The organism is Ponticaulis koreensis DSM 19734, assembly GCF_000420665.1.
Classification (GTDB): Bacteria; Pseudomonadota; Alphaproteobacteria; order Caulobacterales; family Hyphomonadaceae; genus Ponticaulis; species Ponticaulis koreensis.
Genome location: NZ_ATVJ01000001.1, coordinates 929,887 through 941,366, shown reverse-complemented (window position 1 = coordinate 941,366; position 11,480 = coordinate 929,887). Strand labels below are relative to the sequence as shown.

The window sequence follows — 11,480 nt, the reverse complement described above, 5'->3', positions numbered from 1 at the left end:
GGTCAGTGTGGAGGTCCGTTGAACGATTTTTTATCGCCACAGCCCGCCACCTGCAATTCGTCTGTCGCCATGTTTGGAAGCTAGTTTGTCTGAAGACCCGTTAAATTCCGAATTTGCCTTGCAAATCAGCAACCTTACAGCCGTCAGAGGGTATAGCTTACTGTTCTCTGGTCTGGACTTCATCTTATCTAGTGGCTGCTTTGCTGCTCTTAAAGGGCCGAACGGGACAGGTAAGACAACGCTTTTGCGAATTATTGCGGGCTTTATCGAACCTGAAACAGGGAACGTATCCCGCGCTGAAGAGTTCCGCGATCAGGGTCCATTTTTTCTCGGCCATGAACACGGGCTTCGCGCCAGCGAAACGCCGCTCTCACATTTGAAGGATTGGGCCGACATGCACTTCGCCCCGCGCGACAGGATTAGCGCGGCAATTGAGCGTGTTGGACTTACCATTCGTCAGAATGTTCCCGCCTATTCTCTGTCCGCCGGACAGAAAAAACGCGTGGCGCTCGCACGCGCTCTCGTCGCTCCGCGTAAGCTATGGCTTCTGGATGAACCCGCTTCTGCGCTCGATGTGCACGGTCAGGCGCTCTTATGCGATCTGATGCGTGAGCATCTGGGCTCGGGAGGTTCAATCCTCGCCGCGCTGCATGATCCGCTGGAACTCCAGCCAGACACGGTTCTGGACCTCGGGGAGTATGCAAAATGAGGGGTGTACTCGCCGTTTTCCGCCGCGAACTGGTGCTGGCATGGGCGGGCGGCTCAGGTTTGTTCCTTCCTGCCGCCTTCTTTGCTGGAACGATTTTCCTTGCCCCACTTGGCGTCGGCACGGAGCCGCGCCTTCTGTCTGCGCTTGGTCCGGGCCTGATTTTTGTAGCGCTTTGCCTTGCCTCGCTCACCACGCTTGAGCGCATTTTTCAGGCTGACCTTGAGACGGGGGCTCTGGACCATCAGCGTCTTGCAGGCCTCTCCATGGAACTGGTCACCCTCGTAAAGGTCGCCGCACACTGGCTGGTTTCCGGTCTGCCGATCGCGCTTCTCACACCGATTGCCGCCGTTATGATGCGCGCCGAGACAGTCAGCGCGGCCACCATCCTGCCCGTGCTGCTTGGCAGCATCACGATTTTCCTGTGGGGCGGCGTTGGCGCAGCCCTGACAGCCGGCCTCCGACGCAGCGGACCACTTGTTGCGCTTCTTGTATTGCCGCTCTTCGTCCCGGTTGTGATCTTCGGTGCAGAGGAGCTTAACCACCTCCTCACTGGAGAGACCTTCGGTGCCGGCCTGAGCCTTCTTGCCGCAAACAGCCTTGCCGCACTTGCCATCTCACCATTTGCAATGTCACTTGCACTCAAACTGGAATAGAGACACGCGCATGTTTTCGACTTTCGCAAATCCACACCGCTTTATGGCGTTGTCAAAATGGCTTCTGCCTGTGTTTGCAGGGCTTGGCATTATCATGCTTGCGACCGGCTGGATCTGGGCGATTTTCTTCGTGCCGGAGGAACAGTATCAGGGCGCGACCGCGCGGATTATGTATATTCACGTGCCAGCCGCGATGGTTTCCATGGCCGCTTACGCCACGATGGCTGTCGGCAGCCTTCTCTATCTGACACTCAAGCACACGCTGGCCGATGTCGCCGCCAAGAGCGCCGCGCCGACGGCTGCCGCGCTATCCTTCATCTGCCTCATTACGGGTGCACTCTGGGGCCGTCCGACCTGGGGCACTTATTGGATCTGGGATGCGCGCCTGACCAGCATGCTGTTCCAGCTCTTCCTCATTCTTGGCTATATGGCTCTGCGTTCAGCGTTCCAGCGTGAGCAGGACGCGGCCCGCGCTGGCGCCATTCTCTGCCTTGTGGGAGCAGTGAACCTGCCAATCATCAAATTCTCTGTCGACTGGTGGAATACGCTTCACCAACCGGCGGGTTTCATCACGATGAGCGGCTCCAGCCTTGCGGGCGAGTTCTTCTGGCCACTGCTTTATAATCTCTTCGCGATGATGTTCGTGTTCGGCGCTCTTCTCATGGCGGCGATGCGCGCCGACATTCAGAATCGCCAGTATGAAGCGAAGCTCGCACGCCTCAACAGGAGCGGATCATGAACGAAGCACTTACCGGTCAGGTCAATTCCGGCGATGTCTTCATATGGGCAAGCTATGTGATCTCAGCGATTACGCTGGGTGGGGTCGCGCTCTGGACCATTATCCGCATGACGAGCGCAAAGAAAAAGCTCGCCATGCTGGAGCAGGCGAGCGCTTCTGAAAAAGACTGATGCTGAAGGGCTATTTGCCCTTTTTGTCCTTCTTCTTTTTCTTCTTCTCTTTCTTCTTTTTCTCTTCGGTCTTGGCGTCGTTCGTTTTCTTCTTCGCCTTCACATCTACCGGAGAATCCAGCTCCTCGAAGTCTGCCCAGTCCACATTGGCCAGCAGACCCAGAATACCGACAAAAGCACGGCGTCGGTTGCGCGGGATCATGTTGAGAATGGCATCATCTGCACGCTGAACAATTGGCAGAACCGTATTCAGTGCCGCCGTTCCGTCTGGCGCCATATGTACCGATTTAGCGCGTGCATCCAGCTTGGCCTGACGGCGCTCAAGCAGGCCACGCTTTTCCATGCGCGCCACCATGTCCGCCAGGGTAGAGCGGTCAATGCCGGTCGTTTTCACAAGGTCAGACTGAGAGCAGCCTTCGTTTTCATTTACGGCCGCAAGTACCGCAAACTGACGAAGTGTAATGTCCGCGTCACTCATCCCATCAAACTGCTCGGACGCAAATTGCTGCGCGCGGTGAAGCAGGTGACTTGCCGACTTATCAAGGCTGAATGGTTTGTCCTGATCGATATTTTCCACGGCGTGCACCCCCGATTTGTTACATGTTGACAGCGTGGCTTCACTGATAAGCATAATACGCAATTGTTTCAGTCACGTGAAACTTGATCGTGTGCGGATGATTTTTCCGAAATCGGGCATTATTCGACCAGAAAAAGATAAAGGGGGAAGCATGTCACGCGCGCCAGCAGACTTTAAAATCGGAATTCCGGAAAGTGATGATCGCGAACGCCGCATGTGCCAGCGCTGTGATTTCATCGATTATGTAAACCCCAAAATTGTCGTTGGCTCGGTTGTGACGTGGGAAGATAAAATCCTCATCTGCAAACGTGCCATCGAACCGCGGCTCGGTTTCTGGACCCTGCCTGCAGGCTTTATGGAAAATGGCGAGAGCATTGAAGAAGGGGCTGCGCGCGAGGCTCGCGAGGAAGCCTGCGCCGATATCGAGATTGAACGCCTGTTGGCGGTTTATTCCATTCCGCGCATCTCGCAGGTCCAGATCATGTTCAAAGCAAAGCTTCGCTCGCCAGACATTGCTGCGGGGCCGGAAAGTCAGGATGTGATGCTGGTCACCTGGGATGAAATTCCATGGAAGGAGATGGCATTTCCGTCAGCCGTCTGGGCGCTCAAACAATGGCACAGTCTTAACGGCGAAACGGTCCACCCACCTTTCGGAAATCCGGAAGGCACGGAGCATATGACACGCGGATAGCGCTTAGCTTTCCGCCTCGTCTTTCTTATCCGGCGACCAGTACTTCATGACATAAGGCAGGTTCAGAAGCATGAAGCCGATCACGATCGGGAAGTTTACAAGCTTCATCCAGGCCCAGACACCTTCCTGATCACGCGAGCCAAGCTCGATACCGAACAGGGTGTAGGGTTCTGATGGCACCAGCGTCAGGCCGAGGAAAGTCAGCGGTGTTTCCGGTGCCGGGCAGAAATAGCGCCAGATGCACTCATTGAGCACGGCCAGAAAGATAAAGAACAGCCCCCAGCGGAAGGCGAGCGTGTTCCACGCATTGTCCGGCAGCTCGAAAGCATGCTCCAGCATCAGCTTCCAGAGGTTTTTACCCGCTGCAAGACCGCCAAGGATCACCGCCGCAAACAGGAGGTTGATAATCGTCGGCTTAATGTAAGCGAAGGCTTCCTGCTGAAGCGCGATCGTCAGCACACCAAAAAAGCCGACAACACTGCCCGAAAGGATCAGCATTGGCGGGACTTTTTCTTTCCGCGACAGCTTCAGGCCAATCACAATTGCCGTAGACAGCATCAGCGCGCCAGTTGCCCAGAAGATCGCCTTATCTCCGGAAAACATGCCATCCTGATCGGGAACGCGTCCCATCAGCGTGTACGTCAGGATGAAAGCGATAGTAGGTCCGAGCTCTGCCCAAAGGCTTGTCGGGCTTTTGCTCTGTTGCTTGTCAGCAGTATCTTGTGCGTCAGTCATGGCTCTGTTTACGCACTATTCCGCCAAAGAGTTCAATCACATTCGCGCGGGTAGCGGGAAATTATGCCGAGATGAAAGCTGTCGCGGACAGAACCACCCACATACAGCCCATTACGGCGGCGCCGATTGCATAGATTGGCACCCAACCGCGATAGCGCTCTTTCGCTGCGGTCTGGAAATGGTTGAGAACCTGCTTTTCATCATCACCAAAACGGCTGACCACAAAGCGACGCGGCATAACGGCGGCTACGGCCAGCGCCAGAAACGCAATCCAGAACATTCCATCGGAAAGCGAGGGCAAATCGACAAGGCTCTTCAGACCCCAGCCGATCAGAAACACCAGAGGATAGCCCCAGGCGGTCAGTTTGAGCGCAAGTTTCTGACGAGAGATTTGCTTTGTATTTCGGTACTCGGCAATAGAACGGCTAATCGACAGCCAGAGAAGAGCCAGACCAGAAAATAAAACAATATTGAGAACAGAAGGCGGCGCAAACAACACCAGAACCGCGCTGGCAAAGAGACAGAAGGATTCCACCCAAACAAGATGGGATGGGAACATATCACTCGCCTTCGGAGTGGCTTGCGTGTCCAGCGTGCCTGCGTGTTCCATCTTCTAAACAATCGCCCTTGCTATGAAGAAGAGTCCTGCAAGCAATATTAAGGCGGCGGCAATGAAGGCGAGGTTAAGCGGATTTCTTAATTGTTTCCCAATTTCTTCAGCAATGAACATGTGAACGAGAAAGCCAATAACGGCGACGCCGAATGCAATCGAGCTAAAAGTCTCGATAACTCCCGAAGGTATCTGTGGTAACCATGAGATCAGCGCCTGAAACCAATCTGACATAATTACCAGAACGATTCCCAAACCAGCCGCCATCATCACGGGAACCAGCAATACGTTTCGGATCGTCTTTCGCCAGGGTATCGGGCGTTTGTCGAAAACCGCCTGAATGGCAGGTATCGACACCCAGATCACGCCTATCACCAGAGCCCAAGCCCAGCGCCAGATGGACTCAAATGGAAGAAGCTCACCTCCCGCAAAATATGCGGTCATGAAAATCACCGCGAATGGCTCCCGCCAGTATGGTATTGCGGAGCCGCGAGGCGGCTTGATTTCTACCTGATCTTGCATTTGGCAACGTTAGCAGCCGACGATGCGCACGCAAGGAAATTCAAGTCGCGCTCGACGCTGAGAGCTTTCCGCGGACCTTAGATATGATCTTGAGCGCCATACCGCGCGCGCCAGCCGCATCCAGCGATGCCACGCAGAGCGCATAAGCTGACGCACCAAAGCCAGCCTTCAGCATAAGTTCGACCAGATCCCACTCAAGGTCCGGCATGAGACGAACCACGCCCGCCATAGCTGCGCAGGACACGAGCACTTTGACTAAATCCAGCAAAGGCACCGGCAAAACAACATGGCGTCGGCCGGACAGGCCGAGCAGCACCATGCCGAGGAAGTAGCATCCCACAGTCGCATAAACAGCGCCCATAAGGCCGATGCGCGGCAGCAGAATGATATTCAGAATAACATTCGCAATCGCCGGTATCGTCATGATCATGGCCCGCTCTGCGGTCTTATGCGCGAGCTGGAAACTTTCAGAGAAATAGTGGATCAGCGTGCCATTGAAGAGGCCGGCAATCGCAATCCATGGAATGATATGTCTGGCCTGCTCGCGAAGCTCTTCACCAATCATCACATTGGCAAGGGGCGTCGCCGTCAGCGCAATGCCAGCAGCCGCGGGAATGGCGATCAACATAATAGATTGCGCCATAGTGCGCGCTTCGCGCTCTGCGGCTTGCCGCCCTTCGGTTTCAAACGCTTCCATCACGAGCGGGGACGCAGCCATACCAGCCCAGGCGCACAGCATAAGAACAGTTTTATCCGCCACGCCATAACCGGCAGCATAGGCGCCGACGGCCGCCTCATCGAGGAAGAACGCAATCAGGAAACGGTCTGAAGCAGAGAGAATAAGGTCCAAAACGAGGGCGGCAGAAATTGGTACGCCATAGCGCAGATAGCGTTTGGCGTTCTCTGGCACGAGACGTCCACCACGTGAGTTCTTCCAAAGCCAGTAGCCTTCCGTCACGCCCGCCACCGCAAATGAAACCGTCAAACCGATAAGCGGGGCCGCCGCGCCAAACCCGCCCATGAGCGCAAGACCGACGCCGACGATAAAACCGCCAAGTGTGCGGCCAATCTCAACCGCCGAAAAGCGGCGAATACGTTGACTGGCGCGGTGCGTCTGTAGCGCCAGGTTTGCGAGCACGGACACAGGAAGCAGAATGATCAGCCAGGGCAGTATCGCCTGAAACTCTGGCGCATTGGCGACCATAAACCAGACGATGGAGAGCACCAGAAACGCCGGCACAAGCGAGACGAGGCAAAGCGTTAGCGCCGTGCGATAATGCGCAGACAAAGTTCCATTTGCCTCGGCTTCACCGTTAAACCGGTAACCGGCAGCCTCCACCCATGTAAGGGTAAAGGTATGCATCAGGTGCATGGTGGACAGCGCAAGCGCATAGCGGCCGTATTCTTCCGGGCCAAGAAGGCGCGTAAATACAAACACCCCGCCGAACGCAACCAGCGCCGACACGAGGTTCACAGGCAGATAGCCGAACAGGTGTTTGATCAGTTTTGGCAAATTGCGCGCCTCTCCTGACGCGCAGTCTTAAGCCAAAGCCATAAAAACCGGATTAACCGTGTTGTTCAGATTCGCTGCGATCGTAGATTTCGCGGGCTGCCTCAACAGCGGTCATGTTCGATTGTCCCCAATCAGAAATCTGCAGGATCGGCTCTGACAGAGAGCGGCCAAGCTCTGTAAGGCCATATTCCACACGCGGCGGCACTTCCTGATAATCACGACGAAAGATCAAACCATCGCGCTCAAGCGCACGGAGGGTCTGGGTCAACATTTTCTGGCTCACCCCGTTCAGCGCGCGCATCAGCTCACCATTGCGCATGACATCGCGCTGGCGGAGGGAATGAAACACCAGAAGCTTCCATTTATCGGCCAGCATTTCCATAACCTGACGGGACGGGCAGGCGTGAACTTCCATGATTTCCAGTGGTGTCTGTTCAGGAGCTTTCAGCATTTGCGGCCTCTTTCGAAAGAATCTTCATAGTTACCATTAGGTATGTACTAGCTAAAAACATACCACCTATTAGGTCTGTCGGGCAACTTACTTTTTCCGGGAGACAGTCATGACAAAAGTAGCAATCGTTTATCACTCCGGTTACGGACACACCGCAAAGCTGGCCGAAGCAATCGCTGAAGGCGTAACGCGCGGCGGCGCAGAAGTTTCCCTTCTGAAAGCCGACGACCTGACCAAACCTGATGAAGGCCCTTGGGACGTTCTACAAGAAGCAGATGCGATCATCTTCGGCTCACCAACCTATATGGGCACCGCGACGGCCGTGTTTCAGCAATTCGCTGAAGCCTCCTCAAAAATCTGGTTCAACCAGCTCTGGAAAGACAAGCTGGCCGCGGGCTTTACGATTTCTGCGTCCGCATCTGGCGACAAAGCAGAGACGCTGTCACGTCTCGCGACACTCGCATCACAGCATTCAATGCTATGGATCACGCCAGCAGTCGCAAAAGGCTATCACGCGAAAGGCGACGACTATGACAGCGCAGAGAACCGCAACGGCTTTTATCTCGGTGTCGGCGCTTTTGCTCCATCCGACTCAGCGCCGGAAGAATTTCCTCACGAGCCGGAGCTGGAAACAGGTCGCAAGCTTGGCGAACGCGTCGCTAAAGCTGCGACACGCTGGATGAAAGGCGCTTAGCCGACCTGCATCAGGGCAAGGCCTGCCACGAGCACGACCGAGGCGATAATCCGTCTCGGTCCTATGCCCTCTTTCAGGATGAGCCAGCCCATTAGCGCCCCGAACACGACGGCAGTCTCACGGATTGCCGTCACACGGGCCGCTTCGATCATATCGAGCGCAAACAACGCAGCCCCATACGACACAACGGAGAGCGCGCCGCCCGCTATCCCGTTTTTCAGGACCGGCTTTAATGCCGGAACGAACCGTTCCTTGCGTGCAATCACCGCCACAACGACCGTTCCAATCCAGTCGAGCATGAAGAGCCAGACCACAAAAGTCAGGGGTTCTTCGGCAATGCGAACGCCGCGCGCATCAGCGACGTTATATGCCATGACACCAAGCGCGGTCATGCCTGCCCAGAATAGCGCAGACCAGCTGACCGGCTTTCCATCTGAACTCACCTTGCCGCGCAGAAATCCGAAAGCGATCACCGCGACGGTCGCAATGAGCAGGCCCAGCAATGCGAGCGGCGATAATGTTTCATTCAGGAAGAAGAATGCACCAATCGCCACGAGCAGAGGCGCAAGGCCGCGCATAACGGGGAACACGAGCGACAGATCCCCGCGATGCAAAGCGCGGATCATGCTCATCTGATAGAAGAAATGGGTGGGGATAGAGATCGCAATCGCCGCCCACAATTCAGGTGTCGGCGTAGGTACAAAAAAGGCTACCGGCGAGACAATTATCGCGCAGGCCGAAGACAGGACTGCGCGGGTAACCAGAATATCATTCGTTGCTTTAACGACGAGGTTTGCAAACGCCAGCGTCAGAGCTGAAACCAGCCCTAACCCGATGGCGATGACGTCAGGCGTCACCCCTCAAGGCCCACAAGTGCCCGGGAGAAGCTACGCGCAGAGAACGGCTGAAGATCTTCAGCGCTTTCGCCCACACCAACAAAGTGAATTGGCAGATCATAAGCTTCAGCGATGGCGACAAGCACACCACCTTTCGCCGTTCCATCAAGTTTGGTCATGACGAGGCCGGTAACATTCGCCGTCTCGGTGAAGGCTTCAACCTGAGAGATCGCATTCTGACCAACTGTTGCGTCCAGCACCAGGAAGACATCATGCGGCGCGTCCGGATCAAGCTTTCGAACAACGCGCAGGATTTTTGAAAGCTCTTCCATCAGCTCTTTTCGATTCTGCAGACGTCCTGCGGTATCGACCAGAACAAGGTCCAGATTATCTGCCTTGGCTTTTTCGACAGCCTCATAAACAAGACCTGCGGCATCAGCGCCCGGCGCTTTTGCCATGACGGGAATGCCAGCGCGCTCACCCCAGACGGTCAGCTGCTCAATCGCAGCGGCGCGGAACGTATCACCCGCGACCAGAAGCGCCTTTGCACCCTGAGCTTTCAGCTTTGAGGCGATCTTGCCGATGGTCGTCGTCTTGCCCGAGCCGTTTACGCCAACAAACAGAACAATACGCGGCGTCGGACCATCTGCAAAATCGACATGCACTTCGCGCGGAGACAGAATGTCTTCAATCTCGTCAGCCAGTGCACCGCGAATTTCGTCGTCGGTTATTTCCTTATCGAAACGATCTTTGGCGAGGTTCGTCGTAATACGCGAAGCCACCTTCGCGCCCATGTCCGACGTGATCAGAATATCTTCGAGGTCTTCGAGCGTTTCATCGTCCAGGCGCTTCTTGGTGAAGACCCCTGTCAGACCCTCAGTCAGCTTATTGGATGAGCGTGAGAGGCCGGATGTCAGACGCTTGAAAAAGCCTGTTTTAACTTCTGGCTCTGGCTCTGGCTCTGGCTCTGGCTCTGGCTCTGGCTCTGGCTCTGGCTCTGGCTCTGGCTCTGGCTCTGGCTCTGGCTCTGGCTCTGGCTCTGGCTCTGGCGGAGCAGCCTGAATGGGTGCGGAGAAGGCCTCAACACCTTCTTCCTCAATCTTCTCGATTTCTTCTTCAATGGCCTCGGCGCGGTCTTCGTGTCCGGTCGCTTCCTGAAACATTGCAGCATCTTCAAGCTGCGCCTTCAGGGCCTCGGTTTCAGGATCCCGCGCAGTTGCGGCATCGAGCGCCGCCTGTTCGGCTGCGTCTTCGAGCTTCTTCTTCTTCTTTTTGCCGAACCAGAGGATCACTGAATTACTCCTGTTAACCGGCCATCTGTGTGCCCTGTAATGCGGATATCTGCAAACTCGCCATGAGGCAGCGCATCAGGAAGGCCCGTCACCGGTGTAAAGTCAGCCAGACGCCCCTGCCCGCCAGCCTCTACAAGCACGCGTCGGATTTCACCAACGTGCTTTTTGAGGTGACGTTCCAAAGCCGCATTTGCAGCCTCGCGCAGACGCGCCGCGCGTTCCTTCACGATCTTACGCTCCAGCTGAGGCATTTTCGCTGCCGGCGTACGCTCGCGCGAGCTGTATGGAAACACATGCACAAATGAGAGATCGCATGCCTCGATCAGGCTGACCGAATTTTCAAACATCTCTTCGGTCTCGGTCGGGAAACCGGCGATGAGATCAGCACCGAACGCGATGTCTGGCCGTGCGGTTTTCAGTTTTGATGTCAGCTCAATTGCGTCCTCCCGTGAGTGCCGGCGTTTCATCCGCTTCAAAATCATCGGGTCGCCATGCTGAAGCGAGATGTGAAGATAGGGCGCAAAACGCGGCTCACTGGCTGCGAGTTCGAACAGGGCTTCGTCCATCTCGATCGCGTCGATGGAAGAAAGCCGCAGAAGCGGCAGGTCGGGCACCAGCTTCAAAATACGGGCCACAAGATTTCCAAGCGGCGGCGTATTCGGCAGATCGCCGCCCCAGCTTGTAAGGTCGACACCTGTCAGCACGACCTCTTTATGACCGCGCGCGACGAGGCGCTTCACCTGATCGACCACTTCACCAGCAGGTACGGAGCGTGAATTTCCGCGACCATAAGGAATGATACAAAACGTGCAGCGATGATCACAGCCGTTCTGGACATGGACAAAGGCACGCGCGCGTCCATCGAGGCCATCCACCAGATGTCCCGCCGTCTCGCGCACCGTCATAATGTCATCAACGCTGACTTTCTCAGGCGCATCCATCAAATGAGCAGAGGTAAAGGTTTCAGCCTTCATCTTTTCATGATTGCCAATCACGCGTGTGACTTCGGGCATTTCAGCAAATTGCGTCGGATCAATCTGCGCAGCACAGCCCGTTACAATGATCGGCGCATCCGGATTGTCCCGGTGTGCACGACGGATGGACTGGCGCGCCTGGCGAACAGCCTCTGCTGTCACCGCGCAGGTATTGATTATAACCGCATCAGAAAGGCCCGCAGCCTCGGCGTGATCTCGCATGACTTCGCTCTCATAGCTGTTCAGGCGACAGCCATGCGTAATGATCTGGAGTTTGTCTGAAGTCGGGGTGCGGTCCGTCATGGAGGCTAGAT

At 55.7% G+C, this 11,480-nt stretch carries 15 protein-coding genes; 6 read left to right on the top strand and 9 right to left on the bottom strand.

Features of this window, described 5'->3' with window-relative positions; genetic code table 11:
• Window positions 1–73 precede the first annotated feature (73 nt).
• The 4 genes from ccmA to ccmD are packed head-to-tail and all read left to right on the top strand — an operon-like array spanning window position 74 to window position 2,271.
• Entirely contained in the window at window positions 74–709 is a 636-nt protein-coding gene (gene ccmA, locus G523_RS0105010; protein WP_324603001.1) for a heme ABC exporter ATP-binding protein CcmA, read from the top strand.
• Complete coding sequence (gene ccmB, locus G523_RS0105005) at window positions 706–1,362, top strand: heme exporter protein CcmB (protein WP_022693937.1); 657 nt, start codon at window positions 706–708, stop codon at window positions 1,360–1,362. The genes ccmA and ccmB overlap by 4 nt, the downstream gene beginning before the upstream one ends.
• Before the next feature lie 10 nt (window positions 1,363–1,372).
• Window positions 1,373–2,101, top strand: coding sequence for a heme ABC transporter permease CcmC (gene ccmC, locus G523_RS0105000; RefSeq protein ID WP_022693936.1), 729 nt, complete (start codon window positions 1,373–1,375; stop codon window positions 2,099–2,101).
• Window positions 2,098–2,271 (top strand): heme exporter protein CcmD, encoded by a 174-nt coding sequence (gene ccmD, locus G523_RS20615; RefSeq protein ID WP_022693935.1) that lies wholly within the window; start codon window positions 2,098–2,100, stop codon window positions 2,269–2,271. Before ccmC ends, ccmD begins: the two co-directional genes overlap by 4 nt.
• Window positions 2,272–2,281: 10 nt before the next feature.
• Here ccmD and G523_RS0104990 read toward each other — a convergent pair whose 3' ends face one another.
• Entirely contained in the window at window positions 2,282–2,848 is a 567-nt protein-coding gene (locus G523_RS0104990; protein ID WP_022693934.1) for a MarR family winged helix-turn-helix transcriptional regulator, read from the bottom strand.
• A 151-nt stretch (window positions 2,849–2,999) separates the two neighbouring features.
• Here G523_RS0104990 and G523_RS0104985 point away from each other — a divergent pair, with 151 nt between their 5' ends.
• Window positions 3,000–3,539, top strand: a complete 540-nt coding sequence (locus tag G523_RS0104985) for an NUDIX hydrolase (RefSeq protein WP_027441466.1) — start codon at window positions 3,000–3,002, stop codon at window positions 3,537–3,539.
• Between the two features lie 3 nt (window positions 3,540–3,542).
• On the opposite strand, the gene G523_RS0104980 is transcribed toward G523_RS0104985, so the two are convergent.
• The 5 genes from G523_RS0104980 to G523_RS0104960 form a co-directional block, all read right to left on the bottom strand.
• Window positions 3,543–4,274 (bottom strand): inner membrane-spanning protein YciB, encoded by a 732-nt coding sequence (locus G523_RS0104980; RefSeq protein ID WP_022693932.1) that lies wholly within the window; start codon window positions 4,272–4,274, stop codon window positions 3,543–3,545.
• Between the two features lie 61 nt (window positions 4,275–4,335).
• Window positions 4,336–4,884 (bottom strand): hypothetical protein, encoded by a 549-nt coding sequence (locus G523_RS0104975; protein ID WP_022693931.1) that lies wholly within the window; start codon window positions 4,882–4,884, stop codon window positions 4,336–4,338.
• A 3-nt stretch (window positions 4,885–4,887) separates the two neighbouring features.
• Window positions 4,888–5,328: a hypothetical protein gene (locus G523_RS0104970; protein ID WP_155802587.1), complete on the bottom strand. Its 441-nt coding sequence runs from the start codon at window positions 5,326–5,328 to the stop codon at window positions 4,888–4,890.
• 118 nt (window positions 5,329–5,446) lie between these two features.
• A complete protein-coding gene (locus G523_RS0104965; RefSeq protein WP_022693929.1) occupies window positions 5,447–6,919 on the bottom strand; it encodes a lipopolysaccharide biosynthesis protein in 1,473 nt (490 codons plus the stop codon).
• 52 nt (window positions 6,920–6,971) lie between these two features.
• On the bottom strand, window positions 6,972–7,370 hold the full coding sequence (locus tag G523_RS0104960; protein ID WP_022693928.1) for a winged helix-turn-helix transcriptional regulator: 399 nt from the start codon (window positions 7,368–7,370) through the stop codon (window positions 6,972–6,974).
• Between the two features lie 109 nt (window positions 7,371–7,479).
• On the opposite strand from G523_RS0104960, the gene G523_RS0104955 reads away from it, so the two are divergent.
• Entirely contained in the window at window positions 7,480–8,064 is a 585-nt protein-coding gene (locus G523_RS0104955; RefSeq protein WP_022693927.1) for a flavodoxin family protein, read from the top strand.
• Here the strand turns inward: G523_RS0104955 and G523_RS0104950 are convergent.
• The 3 genes from G523_RS0104950 to mtaB are packed head-to-tail and all read right to left on the bottom strand — an operon-like array spanning window position 8,061 to window position 11,469.
• Window positions 8,061–8,921, bottom strand: coding sequence for a DMT family transporter (locus G523_RS0104950; RefSeq protein ID WP_022693926.1), 861 nt, complete (start codon window positions 8,919–8,921; stop codon window positions 8,061–8,063). The two genes, G523_RS0104955 and G523_RS0104950, sit on opposite strands and share 4 nt — an antisense overlap.
• On the bottom strand, window positions 8,918–10,192 hold the full coding sequence (ftsY, locus tag G523_RS0104945) for a signal recognition particle-docking protein FtsY (protein WP_027441465.1): 1,275 nt from the start codon (window positions 10,190–10,192) through the stop codon (window positions 8,918–8,920). Before ftsY ends, G523_RS0104950 begins: the two co-directional genes overlap by 4 nt.
• The gene (mtaB, locus tag G523_RS0104940; protein ID WP_022693925.1) at window positions 10,189–11,469 is read right to left on the bottom strand and encodes a tRNA (N(6)-L-threonylcarbamoyladenosine(37)-C(2))-methylthiotransferase MtaB; all 1,281 of its coding nucleotides are present in this window, start codon (window positions 11,467–11,469) and stop codon (window positions 10,189–10,191) included. The genes ftsY and mtaB overlap by 4 nt, the downstream gene beginning before the upstream one ends.
• Window positions 11,470–11,480: the final 11 nt, after the last annotated feature.